Source organism: Dictyobacter kobayashii (assembly GCF_003967555.1).
In the GTDB taxonomy this organism is placed as follows: Bacteria; Chloroflexota; Ktedonobacteria; order Ktedonobacterales; family Ktedonobacteraceae; genus Dictyobacter; species Dictyobacter kobayashii.
Genome location: NZ_BIFS01000002.1, coordinates 1,172,323 through 1,190,185, shown reverse-complemented (window position 1 = coordinate 1,190,185; position 17,863 = coordinate 1,172,323). Strand labels below are relative to the sequence as shown.

Here is a 17,863-nt window from a genome sequence, read left to right as displayed (position 1 = left end):
CCTTTCAGAAAGCGGCTCCCTTCCCCATGTGCACGCGGGGAAGGGAGCCGCTTTCTCAGCGCTTTTTGATGCGTTTGCGCAGGAATGGCATTTGATGATACCCCTCAGAGACAACCTGGTAACCACAATAACTGGCGATCATGCAGACAAATTCATACGCTTCCAGGGCTGGTCTATAGGGTGGCTCCAATAAATTATAGGTTGCGCCATACGTTTTTTGGACCGCTTCAACATAATCGATATAGGCCTCTCGATGCCTGGCACGCAAAATTTCTTCTTCTTCCTGGGTTAAGTCAAACTCGATCTCTTCTTGCTGCATTATTGTAGTGACTTGATTCATATACCCCTCCTGTGTTCGTTTGTCTCCTAACATCCCACCCTCCTGCTTTGCATAACAGAATTTATTATGGTCCTGGCCTCTACCAGGCCAGCTCACTGGCTATTTTATGGCTTAGAGTAAATATACCGCTGAAATGTGTGAACTGTCATCGTTAGAAATGCGGTAATTTGATAATTATTTTTTATTCTATTATGTGGTAAATTGTTCGAAAGCGGGTACTCCTCTTTTCTGCTATTGCAGGAAGGGGGTGTGAAGAATCTAATGAGGATAATGCTTAGTTTACAATGTGTGAGATTAGATAATTTTATGGTTGATGGCTGCCCTTATGGCACCGGTGCGCGAGGTGACATCCAGTTTCCTATAGATAGTGCGCAAGTAAGCATTTACGGTGGCGGGTGTGATGACCAGTTCCTGGGCAATTTGTGCATTGGTGCGGCCTTGCGAGAGATGCCAGATGACTTCAAGTTCGCGTTTGGTCAGCTTAATCGTGTGTCCCTGGCTACTCTCTGTGTTGGCGATCACTGTCTTGCTGGTTTTTTTTCCACGTGCTACTGGTTTGGTATGTTTCAGGGCGGCTATTGCTTGTTCCGGGGACATCTTTTGCCCCTCATTCCAGGCGCTGCTAAATGTTTTTTCCTTTAAAATAGTGCGCACTATCTTTTCGAGGGGTGCACGTTGCGTATGGATCTGCTGTATCTGTTCTTCGTCGCTACCTTGCAGCAAGCGTTCGATGGTCCCCCATAAGCGTGCCGCGCCAATCGCCAGATTTTTCTCCTGCCGGGCCATGACGCTTGCCAGTTCCTCCAGACTGCTGATCAGGGCCTCCTTATCTTGTAGCGTTCGTGCCAGCTGTACCGCTTGCTCGGCGAAGGTGCAGGTCATAAGGTAGTCACGTTGATGCGCGGCCACCTGGACCAGCAGGGTATAGCTCCCGATCATGCCCTGTTGATCTCCCATTTGTTGCTGGGCCGCCAGAGCTTGTTGTAGCAGAAACTGGGCACGTAGTTCCTGTCTATTGGTCAACGCTATCTGTCCCCACATGCTGAAGTAGCTACCCAATGACCAGGTAGCTCCCACCTGCTTAAATAGTTCTTTTCCTTGCTGTATCAGTGTATAGGCTCTCGCTTCGTCCCCCTGTGCGATGGCGACATCAGCCAGCATCATATGGATGAGGCCATTCATGCATTGGTCGCCCTCATCGCTAAAGAGGGCAATGCCCGTTTCATGGAGATGGACTGCCTGCTCGTAATCTCCCTCAAACAGGGTGACCGACCCCAGGATACAATGGAGGGCACCAATGGCCCAGATGTCTCCTACTGATCGTGCAAATGCCAGCATCTCTTCAGCCAGCGCGCGCGCCGCCGCGACATCACCCATTACGAGCAAGCTATGGACGAGCATATAGACTGAGGCCGAAAGATTGCGGGTATCTCTGGCGGCCTTGCAGAATGGGACGCTTTCCTGGCACTGTTTAAATGCCAGTTCTCCTTGTCCTGAAAAGCCTGCAAACACGCCCGAGCCTGAAATCAGCTTTCCGCGCTCCGTGTCGGGGAGCTGCTCAAGTCCTCCGTTGCTCAGCACATATTCGGCCCATTGTTGACCTTCATGCAGGAAACCATGCATATACCAGAACCAGCCAAGGGTTGCTACCAGGTGGGCCAGTTTAGCCAGCTCATTGCGTTCCTTTAGAAACATCAGGGTGGCGCGAATATTTTCATGCTCTTGCTCCATGTGTGCCAGCCATCTGCTCTGCTGATGATGATATAGCTCTGGTTCAGCCCGTTCAGCCAGATGTACATAATAGGCTGCATGTGCCTCCTGGATACGTTCAAACTCATTACTGGCAGTTAGTTTTTCTCGCGCGAACTCACGAATCGTTTCCAGCATCCAGAAGCGTGGCGTTTGTTCCTGAAACTCGCTCTGTTGTAGCAGGTTTTCGTCTAGCAGGTGAGAGATATCGTCCAGAACTGAGTTTGTATCTCCATCTAAATGCAATACGACGGCTTCAATGGCTTCAAGCTCGCTGCCCTGGATAAAGACTGCCAGGCGTTGAAAAAGGAGCTTTTCGGAAGGGGAAAGCAGGTCATAGCTCCAGTTTAGCGTTTCGCGCAGGCTGCGCTGGCGCACCGGAACGTCCTGGCGGCTACCATTTAAGAGCTTCAGTGGATGTTCCAGGCGCCCAAGCAGGGCTTCGGGCGGTAAGATTTTGATGCGCGCCGCCGCCAGTTCCAGTGCCAGGGGGAGACCGTCCAGGCGCGCGCAAATTGCGGCGATGGTGGTGGCATTTTTTTCGGTTAACTGAAAATCGAGCTTCAAAGCTCTGGCGCGCTGAACGAAGAGCGTAATGGCTGGCGACTGCTGGATCTGCTCAAAATGTGCTTGCTGTAGATCGGGGAGCGCTAATGGCTGGACTTGAAATTCTTGTTCGCCCTGCACGTGTAACAAGGTGCGGCTGGTGACCAGTAGTTTGAGTAATGGACAGGCTGCCAGCAGCGCTGTCAACAATGGAGCGCCTGACTGAATATGTTCGAAGTTGTCCAGGACCAGCAGCATTTCTCTGGTATGTAGAAAGGCTTTGAGGTGCTCAAATAGAACGTCGCCCTCGCTCTCGCGCAGTCCTAGCATATGTGCTATGGATGGAATGATAAGTCCGGGTTCCTGGATAGATGCCAGTGAAATAAAGTACACTCCATCCGGAAAAGCAGGGTAGAGCTCTGCGGCAACCTCCACGCCCAGCCGTGTCTTGCCTACTCCTCCGGTCCCGGTGAGTGTGAGTAGCCGGATCTCTGGACTTTGCAGCAAAGCGCGTGCTGCCGCGATCTCATCTTTACGTCCGATCAGTGGTGTTAGTGCTCGGGGAAGTAGCCGCTCAGGAGGTTCGGCGTGTGCGGTAGTGGGCAGGTTCTCTTTGGCTAGATTCTCAGACATTTGTGTCTTCCTTCCTGAGCAATTAAGCTACTAATGCTTGTTTATCCTGTGGGTTTACTGTTCTTGTATTGATTTTTAGATTCAGCGCTAATGTTAAGATAAATAAGCACATTACATCTTTTTATTTTATTATATGATTATATCTCACTTTATATATTTGGACAAGCATAAATCTCGGGCGTGCGCATGCGCGCCCGCACAATATTTTATAGGGTGGTGGGGAACATGCGCACGGCGCATGTTCCCCACCACCCTATAAAATATTGTGCGGGCCTTGTTGCTGTGCGGACGTGCGGAGGCACATCCGAGCATTTTATATTATGTGATGTAGAAAATATGAGCAGCGCATGTTCCCCACCACCCTATAAAATATTGTGCGGGCCTTGTTGCTGTGCGGACGTGCGGAGGCACATCCGAGCATTTTATATTATGTGATGTAGAAAATATGAGCAGCGCATGTTACCCACCACCCCTATAAAATATTGTGCGGGCTTTGTTGCTGTGCGAACGTGCGTAGATACATTCGAGCATTTATATTATGTGATGTAGAAAATGTGCATCACACATTTTCTACATCACATAATATAAACATAATTTCGCACCGCAGGTGCGAAAATGCTGGAGGCGCCTGACCTGCCGCGATTTAATTATTGATATTGATCAGGGTGTGCACTTTTTCGAGCAGGATATCGAGGTCGAAAGGCTTTTGCAAGAAGTCACTATTAGGGTCAAGCAGATCTTTTTGCTGTAGTTGGATTTGCTGATAGCCGCTCATGACCAGCACCTTTGTTTCAGGTTGGCGGCGGCGTATCTGTTGCTGGAACTCTTTGCCTTGCATTTTAGGCATCATGATATCGGCTATGACCAGGCGGATCGTAGCGATATGTTCCTGAAATAGCTGTAGCCCTTCTTCGCCATCGCTGGCCAGTAGAATGGTATAGCCCTCTTCGCGCAGGACTTCACAGATTACCTGTTGAACATCCGGATCATCTTCTACCACCAGGATTGTCACTTTGCCGGGTGTCTTTACAGATGGCGTTACCTTCTCGGAGGCTGCCCTTTCGTTGAGGGTTGTTTCTTCCAGGGAGACCTGTTCTGCTACCGGGAAATAGAGGGCGAAGCATGTTCCTTTGCCTGGCTGGCTGGTTACTTCAATAAAACCATGGTGTTGCTGAATGATGCCATAGACTACTGAGAGCCCGAGCCCGGTACCACGACCCACATCTTTGGTGGTAAAGAATGGTTCGAAGAGACGCGCTAATACCTCTGGCGACATACCTTCGCCGGTATCGGTTATCGTGATTTGCACATAAGGTCCCGGTTGAGCGGTAAAACGGGCATCCTGTTTACCTTTATGGAGCTGGAAGGTATGGGTTTCAACCCTCAGTGTTCCACCATGTGGCATTGCATCGCGTGCGTTAATACACAGATTCACCAGCATCTGTTCCAACTGTGTAGGGTCGGCATAGAGGTCAGCGATGGTAGCATCCGGATTAAACTCTATTTTGATCGTTGGACCCAGTAGAGTGCCTACGAACTCCAATGTCTGGGCAATTAACGTATTCATCTGAATACGCATGGGCTCTAAATGGCTGCCGCGCGCGAAGGTCAACAGTTGCCGTGTCATGCGTGCACCCTGTTCTGCACGCGTGAAAATATGCTGGAAATACTCTGCCAGTTCGGGATTGGCGGAAGAATGCTTAATACCTTGTTGAGCATAACCCATCATGCCCGCTAACAGATTATTAAAGTCATGGGCCAGGCCACTTACCAGCAAGCCCAGGCTCTCCATTTTTTGAGCCTGCTGAATCTGCTTTTGCAATACTTCATGTTCGTTCTTTAACTGTCTTCGCTGGAAAAAATCCTCAATCGCCAGCGGTAGTCTGGAGAGATGAGTCTTGAGCACATAATCGCTCAGGCCTAGTTTCATGGCCTCAACCGCCAGCTCTTCGCTGCCAGTATCCGTGACCATGAAGACGGGCAGGTCGGGGCAGCATTTGATTATGAATTTGAGCACATCTATGCCGGTGGTCCATTTGAGCTGATAATCGGTCAATACGAAATCAAAGTCTGGCTGTTTCATAATAGCCGAAAAAGCCTGCTGGTTAGTTACTTCTTTCCATTGAATATCTGGCCAGACCTGTTCCATCTTATGTTTAACTAACTCGCGGTCAAATGGATTATCATCGATGAGAAGGACTTTCATAGCTCTCCTTTCGTTACCGAGCGCAACTCCATCCAGAATACACTCCCTTGCCCTACTACTGAGCGTACTCCAACATGTCCTCCCATCAAATCAACTGCTTTGCGCACTGTCGCCAGTCCCAGGCCGATGCCTTCGTATTCTTCAATCCCATGAAACTGTGTAAATGGCTGAAATAGGCTGGCCTGGTTTTCGGAGGAGATGCCAATCCCGTGATCCTCTACTTCTAGTCGATAGCTACCCTGAAGCTCTATCGTGCGGATGTGTATATTGGGATGATCACCTGGTTTGATAAATTTGAGTGCGTTAGATAATAGATTGGTAATGGCCATCTTTAATAGAAACGGCTGCCCTTCTACTATTGGTAAAGGAGGCTCAATCGTAACTTGAGCCTCTTGCTGCTCTATGATTGGGGAAAGGCGCTGTATACAGCGTTCAACTAAAAATTGGAGATCCACTTCCTGGGATTCTCCATTACTATAACCTACCCTGGCGAAAGCAACCAGACCATCGATAATTTCCTGCATCTGCCCTGTGGCTGTGCGAATATTTGAGAGGTAGCGTTGTCCTTTATTCGTTAGTTTTTCGCCTTCTTCATCATTTAGAAATTCAGCAAAACCTTTGATTGCGCGCAACGGAGCGCGCAGATCATGTGTCATCGCATGAAAAAAGGATTCCAGATCGTTATTGCGCAACTTCAGGGCCAGTGAGAGTTCGCGTGTACGTACGAGCATCTCTACCCTCGCTTGCAGTTCAGTTTTTTCCACGGGTAAGCGAATCAATTCATCTATAGTCTTCCAGAGATGGCGTGTAATGAGCTCTACCTCCCGGTAGGAGGTTAAAAGTATAACGGGCAGGAAGATTGGATCTTCCATGGTTTTGTGGGCTTGAATTTCAGCCCAGCGCCGATCTAAAGTTGGTCCATCAACCAGGCAGACATCAAAGGACTCTACCAGTGGAGTACCAGGTTCTTGTTGAATAACCTGGTAGTGATGAGTGAGCCAGTTAGCTAGCAATGTGCGATTTTGCCTGTTTTCGAGCATAAGCAGAAGGCGTGTCATTCTCAATTACTCTTCCAGGAGACTTTGAATAATACCAATAAATTCCTTGATAATTAGTGGTTTGACCATTACTCCTCTGGCTCCATGGGTGAGACCCGCCTGCTGGACGGCGGCGCTCAGGCGTGGAGAAATGACCAGGAAGGGGATCTTGGCGGCCCGCAGCTGTTCGCAGCGCGCCCAGATCTGGCCGTCAAATCCTGCAATATCTACCAGTGCCCCTCCCGGGCTTGGTTGCTGGGTGATGGCCTGGTCAAAGGTAGCATAGTTATGGGCTGCAATTGTAGAGTAGCCCTCTTTTCCGAGAAATTCAGTCAGCAGCTGTAGGTTGCGCTGGTTGCTATTAACCAGTAAGACAGGAGCTTTTGCAGCCATGCTAGTCCTCCTTGTTCGAGTGATCTGTGAAGTGTAAGTCGCCTGTTAAAATGCCTTGAATGCCCGTTAATGGTCTGCCTACTTTGATTCCATAGCGGCTGATCTCAATCTCACGAATGGTGCGCTCAAAGTTTGAGAGGCGTTTTTTCAGGACGCCAATGGCGCGCCGAATCTCACCTTTTAATTCCAGATAACGTAAGAAGATAATATTGTCTGCCAGATAGGAGAGACCATACTCTGTGACTTTGAACTCACCGGTAATGGCGGCTACCTCATTAATTAAGAGCACGGCAACGCCCATATTCTGCAGGTATTTACACAAAGCGTGTAAATGTACGACCACGTCGCTTCCTTTGAGTGAGAGGCGATAACCAGAAATACTATCAATCATGACGATGCGCGCCCCTTGTTGTTCTACTTCCTGGCGCACCATACGTGCGAACTCATCAGGCGTAAAATGAAGTGGCTCAATCTGGACTACTGAAAGGGTGCCGCGCTCCTGCATGGTGCGCACTGGAATGTTGATAGACTCACAGCGGCTTAGCAATGTCTCTTTGACTTCTTCGAAGGTATAGACTACAGAGCGTTCTCCTCGGCCAGCAGCCTCTTTCATAAATTGTAGGCCGAGGGTGGTTTTGCCAACGCCTGTTGGGCCGGTAATCATGCTGATGGTGCCGCGCTCAATACCACCATGTAATAATTCGTCGATCTCAGGGACACCGGATGAAATAGTCTCTTTGGCAAAGGTTTTTGTGTAGAGCTGTGGCAGTAGCCTTGGAAAGACGTGCATGCCGGTGTCGGTCAGGCGCATCACATGGGCGCCAGCGTGAAAATCGGAACCACGAAATTTACTGACACTGAGCGTACGGCTATCGGGATAGAAGTGTAAATGAATTACGCCGTCACTCATGAACTGTAGATCATCATCAGGCGAGGATGCGCTTCCTTCTGATGTAAAGAGCACGGTGGCTCCCTGCTCTACCAGGAAACGTAAGAATGATAATACCTGTTTGCGGAACTGAAAGTCATCTGGATTGAGGAAGCGGAACTGGGTCATTGCATCCAGGAAGACGCGTTGGGGACGCAGTTCTTCAACCCTGGACATAATCTGCTGCGTTATTGGTTCGCGTTCAACCTCGGCGGGCGAGAATATATCATAACTCTGCATCTCGGTGAAAAAGGAGGCGTTGGGCGAGAGGTCCAGAAAGTGCATTTTATCCAGATCATTGGCGAAGGCCTGGGCGTTCTGGCGAATTTCGGATTCTGGTTCGCCCAGGGTAATAAATAGGCAGGTCTCACCCTGTTCTACCCCTGCTGATAGGAAATGCATTCCCAATGTGGTTTTGCCGCAACCAGGACCACCCCGCAAGAGATAGGCGCGTTGTCCAATCAAGCCGCCATTAAGAACTTCATCAAAGCCGGCAACGCCGGTTGAAAGCCGGGGGATGGAGGTCCGCGATTTCTGTGGTGAGATAGATTCCATGTCTGCTGAGTCAGCAAATGACAGTGTCTCGTTGGTGAGACGGTTTTTACTCCTGGTCATTATTTTAACCTTCTTTTTGAGAATTGACTGGAAGTCCAATAAAACAGGCCATCAAACTGTTTTTGCTGGGTCGTTATGATCATGGTGGTAGAAACAAGTGCACTTTGGGCTGGAGTATTATAACCTGAATAAGCCCGCTTGCTTTCGCGCTCACAAGCAGGATATTTCTCTGTGAAAATAGGAGTGTCTATAAAAGGTTGATGGATCGTGCTCTGTTGCATATCACTTCCTTTATCGTTCTGCGTGCTATTGTATCGCATCACAATAAAATTCTCAATGCTATCATTTGTGATGCTGAGTCTTGCTATGCCACAGGAGGAAATAAAGCTGAGGAGTGGTAGGGATAAGGTAGATGGAGCAATAAGCTGAGGATCAGCACTAATGCTCCGCCTGTATTTATAAGCAGGCGAAGCATTAGTGTTTCTATAAAGAGTATAGATTATATATGTATAGCCCCGTATAAGAAGCAGCTGTTGTCAGCGCTTCCCGGAGTGCCAGGAATTGCGGATACTGCTATTAGCAGCCGAAACCACAACCGTCACTACCCCAGTTGCCCCACCAGCCATGATGGAAATGGTGGAAGCCATAGCCATAGCCATAACCGTAGCCGTAACCATAACCGTAGCCGTGGCCTCCGCCTTCACCATCTCCGTCGCCACCGAAGTGCTCATGGCGACTAAAGGCACCTACCACGCCAGCCAGTTCCTGGTCGTTTAGTTCAACGATTGTGTTCTGCTCATTATTGGATGGAATTGAATTGCTCATAAGAATTTCCTTTCTTTAGTCATGTCAACAGTAATGATAGCTTTCATTGTTCGCTATCCTGTAAGATGCCGTTTTGAGTAGCGGCGTTTCTTATGAGTCTATTTTATGTTAGAGATGCTTAATAATCCATGAAACGCATCACAAATTCAGCGTGTTCTGAGCGATATAAGTATCTTGCGTAATGTGTTATAATACAAAGCGGTGATTTGAATATAAATATATAAATATGTGTATAGTAAGAGCATAAAATAAAAGACCTGCTCCAGTGTGTCGTGTAGATAATTGCAAAGATCACCGCCGCGCTATTTTTTTGCCATGCTTATCATCAAGACTTGAAATCAGTTCGGGGTCTGAGTAGATAGTCATTTTTTAGAAAATGGGCAAAGCTAAGCATCTCTACCTGATAGCGCTTCAGGTTGCTGGCCTGGATCTCCGGCGTGCGTTGTGGCTGGTAATCGATACCATGGGGTTGCAGGCGGCTATAGCCAAAGCTGTCATTGTGGAGATAAAGCTGTAGATCGTAGGGGACGTGGTGGTCTAAATAAAAAGCTTCGAGCGCCTGGTGTACTAGCCAGGAGCCACGGTAATAGGCAACATTCTCTTCGCGTGCCAGCTTAAACATCTCTCTATTGAGTTCCTCCAACACTTCAGACGCGGCCTGCTGCTCTTCCGCCTCCTGCAGGCGCCTGGTGGCTTCTCGTGCCTGTCTGCGTATCGTTTCTGTGTTCACGGCATGAAAATCAACCCAGGGAGCGGCATGTCCACGATCCAGATGTCCTTCACAGGAAGCGTTGGTTTCAACGCCCAGTGCATTGAGCGCGATCACCGCTTCCATAATGCCTGGATCGATGGGGGCGCCGGTTGGATCCGTGGCGTGAGCCAGTTTGTGCGCAATTTCTTGCCAGCCCTCAGGAAGCGTTGATGGTTGATCTGACATCCTTCGTCCTTCTTTCGTCGCTTTTACTGTCCATGGTCATTGTGAACCATCTTCTGTGCGCCTGTCAACATAGTCATCTTTACCCTCTTATCAGGCGGATCGCGGCGTAAAGAGAAAGGCGCAATGGCCGGTGTGGGATTGACTGCTACATTCGATTTCGCGCACATGCCAGTATTTTTGTTGCTTTCCGAGTTCTAGCATTTTATCGAAGGAGGCCTGCCAGACATAACATGTGGGTTGCTCGGCACCCATGAATCCATAGGCGAATAGATTGCTATAGAACACAAAAATAAATGAGCCATCCTCCAGCCGTTTCCAGTCGGCCAGTTTTTCTCCTCGCACCGAGTTGATTTCATTCACAAATGCGTTGAGCATTGTACGCATGGTGAGGTCTTTGCCGATGACCTTTGGTGCCTGTTGTAATAGGAAGATCAAGGCCACTCTCTGCAAGATGTCGGCATCGACCTGGTTCGCCCATGTGTAGGCCTGTTGCGCTGGTTGCTCGGGATTAGAGAACATGACTGCGCGGTTCAGACAGGTGGTGTATTCAGGTGGAATTATATATTGCTCTGTTGCAGCAGGCCAGTTCTCCTCTTTACGGAACTGCGCCAATCCTACATCGGTCATCAGGTTATCCCACTGGCTGTCCAGGATGATGCGTCTGGCGGCTTTGAGCTGATCGTGGAAGTGGGACGCGATAGAGAGCTTCTTCTGGGTAACGCGGGGTAGCAGGCCCAGCCGCGATAGAGGCTCTAGCACAATGGGATTTTCGATCAACTTGAGCGAAATCTGGGTCGAAGGGAGGACACGCCAGATTTTCTTGAGTACTTCGCTATTTCGTTGTGAGACAACGTGGACACTGGTGGAGGCAAATGTATCAGCAAGCAGCAGATTCCCATCCGCGAGCTGGAAATTGGCACTGGAAAGAATAGGCGTTTCTTGCTGGAATTCCTGAATTAAACGTTGAAAGAAGCGAGCAAATAGTTGGGTTGATCTTTCTTCTGGCTGACCAAGTAATATTAGCTCTGGCTTAAAACGTTGCTGTAGAAAACGCTCGAAGGCCTGATATGTATTTGGTACTACGATGGCGCGCAATCCTGCTAGTGTGAGTACACTGGCCAGATTTTGGGCACGCATTTCGTCGGTATCGATCAGGAGAAGAGTGTGTTCTTGCGCTTTTGCGATTGGATTGCCTGGAATCCCAGCTGCGGTACTTTTAGCTGCAAAATTCATTATGCGAGTTTCCTTCCTCGGCGAGGGAAGATGGCTTCGGCGGTAGATAGGTATGTGTATTTCAATGACCCAACCCATCGAAAGTTGAAAAAACAAGTAAAACTGTGTGTGTGGAGTGTATCGTGTTGGGATAAAAATGTCAATCTCTGCTACTGTACGAGTGGCACGAATATGATCGCCGGGTGTATCAATATTCGATCATATTCGTGCTTGATTGCCATATTTGTCGGTACGCTTTACTTATTTAATCGAAATGCTGCCGCCTGAATTCTAGGATTTTTAGTGCAGAGATAGATTTCACCTTCGGTTGAACCAACCAGGGAGAGATGAAGGTGTTGCTGATTTGAGGCATCGACAAAATTGGCCAGGGCAATGCTGTTCTGGGTTGTCCAGGTATTGAAGAAGCCTGAGTCAAGGTCCCAGTGGGCGCCGTCATCTGTGGTGCTGAGCAAGAGGACTTCTGACCTTTGTTGGCCAGTTACCGCCAGGAATAGCGCGCCATCGTGGCTGGTAATCCCTACCGGAAATTGGGTTTGCCAGTTCTCATTTCCATACACCTGGATCGGGTAGTAGGTCTGGTTGGCAATGACGTATTTTATGAGCCAGATAGCTGAGTCTAAGCCCACCAGGGTGATATAGATGTTCCCATTATGGGCGGCAATACCCAGTGGCTGCTGCGTCTGCCAGTCTCCCAGGATTTGCGATGCATTGAAGCTAGCACCATTATCGTTCGATGTGAGCAGATAGGCCTCGTTCCTGGTATTTCCTACCAGTGTCAGATAGAGCACACCATTCAGGCTGGCCATATTCATCTGGTAGCCAGTTTGCCAGTTACCCTCGACCTGAGTGGTATTCCAACTGCGGCCTTCATCAGTGGAGGAGAGCAGCCAGGCTTCTTGATTATTTCCTACAATGGTCATGTACAGGCGCCCATTATGACTGGTCATTCCAACTGGGGAGCCCGTCACCCAACCAGTCTGTGGAACTTGCCCCAGATTCCAGGTCTGCCCATCATCAGGACTGGAGAAGAGCCAGATGGCGTTCTCGTTTCCTATGACTGTTAGATAGAGTTTTCCTTGATGCTGGGTTAGATTGGTGGCGTAGCTGGTTGTCCATTCTGGCGCGATACGTGAGAGGGCGGCAAAGCGTTCGGTCTCCCATACAATGTGATCCATAATGGTGAGATTTTGCTTTACTGCCAGGGAGTACCACCATTCAAGTCCCCAGAGTAGGACTGCGTGATAGCCTTGTCCGATATGCTGGTCATTTAGCCAGCGGATATCGGCTGGTGTGGGGGCCTCTGGTCCCCATGGTTCGGCCTGGCTCTCTCCGACCATGGCATGCTTGCCGACGTCGATGGCGCGTCTAAGATAGGCACGTGGCAATACCTGGCAACGGTTTGTGTAATCCAACTGGCTGCCATTGACTGTGGGATAGATATCTAATGCCAGGACGTCGGCGATCGCCAGGGCGTTCCTCACTGCATAATCGCCATCTAAACCCCACGGATAGCTACTCAAGGTTTGATCTTCACACCAACAATTGATTACCAATGGGCGGCTATCCTGGCTACGGACTCTGGCAGCCTCTTCCGCGACAAAGTCGGCGCCGATAAACCATTTTGCATCGCCTGCGCGGTCCATTGGCTCATTTTCAACCTGCCAGGCCTTGATGATATCCCTGCCGCGGTAGCGATCCACGGTCTTACCAATAAAGTCTAGTACGCGAATTCTCAGGGTGGGGTCCAATGAAATCTCACTATTCATACCAGGTGTCGGTACTGGCATCGCCCAGGCTGGAATATAGTATTCTGGATAGCGGGGAGCCTTCATGCCAACCGAGAGTAGAATACTATAGCGACCTTTTTGTTCGATCGCGTCGATCACCGCGTCTAGTGTATCCCAGACATAGGTGTCTGCTGTCGGTTGTATCTGTGACCAATAGGCACCTACACGTAAGAAAGAGAATTCTGCTGGTAGAGCAGTTTGCATATAATCCAGACACTGCTTCCAATCCAGGCCCAGCTCCTTAAAATGTGGCTCGCTAAATGTTGTGCCATAAAGCTTTTTGTCAAAAAATGAACTGTCCATTCAATCTACTCCTCACTCTGCAATCAATGCGAAGCACAAACTTTTATATCTAATCCTGTGTGCTCTTCTTTTTATAAAGCCTGATCCCAGTGGTCTAAACTATTTTTGACTTTTGGCGCTTGTATTTTTGGTGGATATTCGCTTTGATGGTTTCTAAGTTTAGATTTATAGTGATCTTGCTTTCAAAAAAAGTATACTCAGGGCGCGAAACAAAGAGTTTATTGATATTCGCGCATATATGAGTTAGCTAGAGAGGAAGTGGTGAAGGGAAGTAACTTTGGTGTGGATTAAGAGGCTGATGTGCAAAACAGGCCAGGCCCGCATAAATATTGCTCTATGACCTGACCTGTTTTTAGAAGAGGTGGAGTAGGATTAATCGACTGCGATCAGAAAATCTCGTATCTCGTAGCCGGTTACGAGGTCGCTCCAGCTTACTTTTGGTTTCTGCTTGATACGTAACGTTTTGAGCGCTAGCAGGCGTGTCAGGAAGATATCGGTTTCCTGAATAGCAACATAAGCGCCAGGGCAGCGATGGACGCCATCACCGAAGCTCATCAGCATTTCTGGAACATGATCACCCTGCAGAGAACGTCCCGGGCAGATGACGCGTGGATATTCGCCGACGATGTTTTCGTCACTGTTAGATCCATGAAGATGAATGTTTATCAAGGCATTATTGGGGATGACGACCTCTTCTCCATTGGCTTGTAGTGTGATTTCCGCGGTTGTGCGTCGTTGTAGATTGCCGACAATTGGTTCCAGGCGCAGAATCTCGTGTAAGATTGCGTAGCGCTCTTCCTGGGATGCGATCAGGTAGCGTTCGCGTAGTTCTGGCTGCTCTAATAGATGCCAGGCGGCCACACTGATGAACTCACGGGTGGTGATCATGCCGGCGGCCCCATAAGTGACGCATTCTGTTAGCATCTCTACTTCGCTATAATTCTGTTCGAGCAGGTGGGAGATGACATCCTGTTTTGGATTGCGCTTGCGGGCTTCTATCGCGGGTTTGACATCCATATAAAAGAATGACAGCATGCGTCGTTGTGACCAGATCGCGCGTACTTTTTCCGCCAGTTTGCCTGTGCCTTGATCAAAGCCACCCTCAAAGAAAGCCTCAATTCTACGATCCATGCCGGGAACGCGGCTGTTGGTCAATCCAACAATCTCACCGGCTACGCGGACCGCTAGTTTCATGCTCAATTTGCTAAGGTCGACCTCTTTTTTGCGCTTCAGCTTTGCTATCAGTTCGTCGCTCAGATTTTCCATCAACTGACGATAATTATCGCTGACCGTTTTGGGGGTGAAAAAGCGTGCGGTGTGCTTGCGTTGCTGCTGGTGGACCTTGCCTTCTTGATAGAGGATAGGTGTGTTCTTCTGATTAGGGATACTGGTCAGTAGCTCGGCGTTAAATCCCGCCTGTTTGGTATTTGGGCTGCGTAAAATGGTACGGGCCGCTTCAAAGCTGCGAATATGCCAGATGTTAGCCGCCTCGTCGTATTCGATGGCTGCACCCACGGGCTCAATAAATTTTGGTGTTTTTTGTTGCGAAATAGCACTATGATCAATCGGACAACGGGCTGACATGTCCTTAGTGTCCTGTTCCGCAGTTTTTTCATACGTTTCTTGCATTGTTATTACTCCATTTTATATGCACTCTGTTCACATAGTAATCCCGGCTATCCAAAATTTATGGTATAACATGTATCATATGATATACTGTAGATCATAAAATGGTACAAGTCAAGGGTTAAGCTATTAAGTATTATCTAAGTAATACGTTTCGCTGTCTTTGATCGGCCAGCTGTGATATTTATATATGCCTATATATGCCGCGGCACGGCCGAGAAAAAGAAGAAGAGCCTGGGAGCACAGCCCCAGCCCCAGGCAAGGGTTTGGCCACCCCGTGCATCCCGCATGCAAAAAGCGACAAGAAAATCAATATCTGTAGGTGCGACCCTCAGCGGCCGCTTGCTCCACTAGCGGTGGGGCCCGGTATCATCCCCACGCGGTCGCTTTATTGCCGACCCATCTGCCCACGCGGCGCCCAAAAGCGGCCGTTCTTTTGGGCGCCGCGTGGGCAGATGGGTCGGTAGGGTATACTGCAACATGGCCAGGAATTGCGCATTTAATATCTTTATCCTGTTATTAATGCGAGCATATTTCGTCGATCGCGCTCAGTTCTTCGGGGTGAAGGCGAGGTTGTTGAGGGCGGCGACGTTTTCTTCGATCTGTTCAATGCGTGAGGCGCCGGTTAATACGCTGCTTACGGCGGGATGATGGAGCGACCAGGCGATCGCCATCTGGGCCAGGGTCTGGCCTCGTTGTTGGGCCAGCAGGTTGAGTTGCTGCACTTTGTCTAGTTTGGCTTTACTGGTAACCTCATCCAGGTTCTTTTTGCCCCACACGTTGGCGGCGCGGGAATCTTCAGGTAAGCTAGCGCCCAGGTATTTGCTAGAGAGGACCCCTTTTGAGAGTGGACTAAAGGCGATGACGCCGATGCCATTGAGTTCGGTGTGCCCAAATAGGTCCAGTTCGCAGCGACGTTCAAACATGTTGTAGCGTTGTTGGTGAATGGTGAGCGGGCTCAGGTGCATGCGTTGTCCAACCTGTACCGCTTGCTCTAACTGTGTGCCCGAGAAATTACTGACACCAATGTAAAGGGCCTTCCCCTGGCGCACAATCAGGTCCAGGGCCGCCATTGTCTCTTCTAATGGTGTCTGGGAATCTGGCCGGTGGGCATAAAAAATATCTACGTAGTCCAGTCCCAGGCGGCGCAGCGATTGATCCAGGCTGGCCACCAATGATTTTTTTGAGAGCCACTCCCCATATGGGCCTTCCCACATATGATAACCGGCTTTTGAGGAGATGATCAGCTCATCACGCGGCATACTTTTGAGGATTTTTCCCACCAGCTGTTCGGCTGTTCCTGGCGGTCGTCCGTAGTTGTTTGCCAGGTCAAAGTGGGTGATGCCCAGATCAAAGGCGCGGTACAGGCAGGCGCGGGCAGCGACTTCATCCCGATAACTGCCATAGGTCTCATGGGCTCCGAGCGCAATCGCGGGCAGCAAGAGACCCGAATGCCCACATCTGTTGTAGCACATCTTTTGATAACGATTATCCATGAATGATGCCATTTGCTCGTTCATCGTATTCCTCGTTTCTGCTCGATCTTTTATGTGCACTGATGGATGTCATAATTCAGGCTTGTGTCTTTCCTTTTACTGTACACATGCGGGCAAAATTATCTCTGCCACCCGACTATCTTGCTGGCCTGGCTGCTGAATCTCTGGGTGTCCCCTTGTAGATTACCCGATCCTCTTATGTATTGTTCTCTTTTAAGGTATAGTTATTGCATAGCTATTTACTTATTTATCGATATCTATCAGGCTTTGGAGGATTTTTTTTTATGAGTCAGTGGACTGTCAGGGAGATTCCTGATTTGCAGGGACGTGTAGCGCTGGTGACCGGCGCTAATAGCGGACTGGGATTAGAAACGGTGCGAGCGCTGGCCGCGAAGGGGGCTCATGTGGTCATGGCCTGCCGCAATCAGGAAAAAGGTCAGCAGGCGCAAGCTACGCTGTTAAAAGAATTACCGCAGGCTTCCCTTGAATTGGTCGCGCTTGATCTGGCCTCCCTGGATGCGGTGCGGCAGTTCGCCAGTAGCTTTTCGGCCAGCCATGCGCACCTCAATTTATTATTTAATAACGCGGGCGTGATGGCGATTCCTCGCCATGAAACCCAAGATGGTTTTGAGATGCAGTTTGGCACCAATCACCTGGCCCATTTTGCTTTGACTGGTCTATTGCTTCCTACCTTGCTTGCCACACCACAGAGCCGTATTATAATCACTACCAGTGCCGCTCGTGCCATGGGGAAAATTCGTTTTGACGATTTGAATCGGACACGCTCATATGGTCGCTGGGAAGCTTATGGGCAGAGTAAGCTCTCTAATCTGCTTTTTGCCTTTGAATTACAGCATCGGTTGGCTGCTGCTGACGCTAGCACGATCAGTGTCGCCGCTCATCCTGGCTATGCGGTAACGAATCTACAGACCACCAGTGCTACTACTTCGAACGCTTCGTTTGAGCACTTCATCTATACAACGATTGGCCCAGTTTTTGGACAGAGTGCGCAGATGGGTGCTTTACCTCAGCTCTATGCCGGCCTTGCGCCGGATATCCATGGTGGTGAGTTGGTCGGCCCGGGCAGCCTGGGTGGCCTGCGTGGTTATCCTAAAATCGATGCTAAGGCCCAGAAAGAATATGATAAAGCCACCGCTAGCCGCCTCTGGGACGAGTCCGTCAAACTTACTGGCGTGGATTTTGCTGCCCTGCGCTCTTCCCGGTCAGTAGGCTAGCTTTTCCAGGTACTAAGAATATCTATAGGCATGA

14 protein-coding genes are annotated in these 17,863 nt (G+C 49.4%); 1 reads left to right on the top strand and 13 read right to left on the bottom strand.

What is annotated here, in order from left to right:
* Window positions 1–55: 55 nt before the first annotated feature.
* The 13 genes from EL645_RS31840 to EL645_RS31780 form a co-directional block, all read right to left on the bottom strand.
* On the bottom strand, window positions 56–340 hold the full coding sequence (locus EL645_RS31840; protein WP_126556504.1) for a hypothetical protein: 285 nt from the start codon (window positions 338–340) through the stop codon (window positions 56–58).
* A gap of 294 nt (window positions 341–634) precedes the next feature.
* Window positions 635–3,268, bottom strand: a complete 2,634-nt coding sequence (locus EL645_RS31835) for a LuxR C-terminal-related transcriptional regulator (RefSeq protein WP_126556503.1) — start codon at window positions 3,266–3,268, stop codon at window positions 635–637.
* A 643-nt stretch (window positions 3,269–3,911) separates the two neighbouring features.
* Window positions 3,912–5,474, bottom strand: a complete 1,563-nt coding sequence (locus tag EL645_RS31830) for a hybrid sensor histidine kinase/response regulator (protein ID WP_126556502.1) — start codon at window positions 5,472–5,474, stop codon at window positions 3,912–3,914.
* Complete coding sequence (locus tag EL645_RS31825; RefSeq protein WP_126556501.1) at window positions 5,471–6,532, bottom strand: sensor histidine kinase; 1,062 nt, start codon at window positions 6,530–6,532, stop codon at window positions 5,471–5,473. Before EL645_RS31825 ends, EL645_RS31830 begins: the two co-directional genes overlap by 4 nt.
* A 6-nt stretch (window positions 6,533–6,538) precedes the next feature.
* Window positions 6,539–6,904, bottom strand: coding sequence for a response regulator transcription factor (locus tag EL645_RS31820; protein WP_126556500.1), 366 nt, complete (start codon window positions 6,902–6,904; stop codon window positions 6,539–6,541).
* Between the two features lies 1 nt (window position 6,905).
* Entirely contained in the window at window positions 6,906–8,387 is a 1,482-nt protein-coding gene (locus tag EL645_RS31815; RefSeq protein WP_126557750.1) for an ATPase domain-containing protein, read from the bottom strand.
* Window positions 8,388–8,446: 59 nt separating this feature from the next.
* Window positions 8,447–8,668: a hypothetical protein gene (locus EL645_RS31810; RefSeq protein WP_126556499.1), complete on the bottom strand. Its 222-nt coding sequence runs from the start codon at window positions 8,666–8,668 to the stop codon at window positions 8,447–8,449.
* A gap of 295 nt (window positions 8,669–8,963) precedes the next feature.
* The gene (locus tag EL645_RS31805) at window positions 8,964–9,212 is read right to left on the bottom strand and encodes a hypothetical protein (RefSeq protein WP_176599846.1); all 249 of its coding nucleotides are present in this window, start codon (window positions 9,210–9,212) and stop codon (window positions 8,964–8,966) included.
* 325 nt (window positions 9,213–9,537) lie between these two features.
* Window positions 9,538–10,149, bottom strand: a complete 612-nt coding sequence (locus tag EL645_RS31800; protein ID WP_126556498.1) for a hypothetical protein — start codon at window positions 10,147–10,149, stop codon at window positions 9,538–9,540.
* A gap of 90 nt (window positions 10,150–10,239) precedes the next feature.
* The gene (locus tag EL645_RS31795; RefSeq protein ID WP_161977859.1) at window positions 10,240–11,382 is read right to left on the bottom strand and encodes a V4R domain-containing protein; all 1,143 of its coding nucleotides are present in this window, start codon (window positions 11,380–11,382) and stop codon (window positions 10,240–10,242) included.
* Between the two features lie 236 nt (window positions 11,383–11,618).
* Window positions 11,619–13,472, bottom strand: a complete 1,854-nt coding sequence (locus tag EL645_RS31790; RefSeq protein WP_126556496.1) for a beta-galactosidase — start codon at window positions 13,470–13,472, stop codon at window positions 11,619–11,621.
* A gap of 372 nt (window positions 13,473–13,844) precedes the next feature.
* The gene (locus tag EL645_RS31785; RefSeq protein ID WP_126556495.1) at window positions 13,845–15,101 is read right to left on the bottom strand and encodes a cytochrome P450; all 1,257 of its coding nucleotides are present in this window, start codon (window positions 15,099–15,101) and stop codon (window positions 13,845–13,847) included.
* 545 nt (window positions 15,102–15,646) lie between these two features.
* On the bottom strand, window positions 15,647–16,618 hold the full coding sequence (locus tag EL645_RS31780; protein WP_126556494.1) for an aldo/keto reductase: 972 nt from the start codon (window positions 16,616–16,618) through the stop codon (window positions 15,647–15,649).
* Between the two features lie 260 nt (window positions 16,619–16,878).
* Between EL645_RS31780 and EL645_RS31775 the strand changes: the two genes are divergently transcribed.
* Window positions 16,879–17,829 carry an oxidoreductase gene (locus EL645_RS31775; protein WP_126556493.1) on the top strand — a complete coding sequence of 317 codons (951 nt, stop codon included), beginning with the start codon at window positions 16,879–16,881 and terminating at the stop codon, window positions 17,827–17,829.
* Window positions 17,830–17,863 lie beyond the last annotated feature (34 nt).

Excerpts from the sequence above, each read along its gene's own strand:
- EL645_RS31810 (WP_126556499.1), bottom strand. The coding sequence starts at position 8,668 with ATGCAACAGAGCACGATCCATCAACCTTTTATAGACACTCCTATTTTC.
- EL645_RS31790 (WP_126556496.1), bottom strand. The coding sequence starts at position 13,472 with ATGGACAGTTCATTTTTTGACAAAAAGCTTTATGGCACAACATTTAGC.
- EL645_RS31775 (WP_126556493.1), top strand. The coding sequence starts at position 16,879 with ATGAGTCAGTGGACTGTCAGGGAGATTCCTGATTTGCAGGGACGTGTA.
- EL645_RS31780 (WP_126556494.1), bottom strand. The coding sequence starts at position 16,618 with ATGAACGAGCAAATGGCATCATTCATGGATAATCGTTATCAAAAGATG.
- EL645_RS31795 (WP_161977859.1), bottom strand. The coding sequence starts at position 11,382 with ATGAATTTTGCAGCTAAAAGTACCGCAGCTGGGATTCCAGGCAATCCA.
- EL645_RS31835 (WP_126556503.1), bottom strand. The coding sequence starts at position 3,268 with ATGTCTGAGAATCTAGCCAAAGAGAACCTGCCCACTACCGCACACGCC.
- EL645_RS31820 (WP_126556500.1), bottom strand. The coding sequence starts at position 6,904 with ATGGCTGCAAAAGCTCCTGTCTTACTGGTTAATAGCAACCAGCGCAAC.
- EL645_RS31785 (WP_126556495.1), bottom strand. The coding sequence starts at position 15,101 with ATGCAAGAAACGTATGAAAAAACTGCGGAACAGGACACTAAGGACATG.
- EL645_RS31805 (WP_176599846.1), bottom strand. The coding sequence starts at position 9,212 with ATGAGCAATTCAATTCCATCCAATAATGAGCAGAACACAATCGTTGAA.
- EL645_RS31815 (WP_126557750.1), bottom strand. The coding sequence starts at position 8,387 with ATGGAATCTATCTCACCACAGAAATCGCGGACCTCCATCCCCCGGCTT.
- EL645_RS31800 (WP_126556498.1), bottom strand. The coding sequence starts at position 10,149 with ATGTCAGATCAACCATCAACGCTTCCTGAGGGCTGGCAAGAAATTGCG.
- EL645_RS31830 (WP_126556502.1), bottom strand. The coding sequence starts at position 5,474 with ATGAAAGTCCTTCTCATCGATGATAATCCATTTGACCGCGAGTTAGTT.
- EL645_RS31840 (WP_126556504.1), bottom strand. The coding sequence starts at position 340 with ATGAATCAAGTCACTACAATAATGCAGCAAGAAGAGATCGAGTTTGAC.
- EL645_RS31825 (WP_126556501.1), bottom strand. The coding sequence starts at position 6,532 with ATGACACGCCTTCTGCTTATGCTCGAAAACAGGCAAAATCGCACATTG.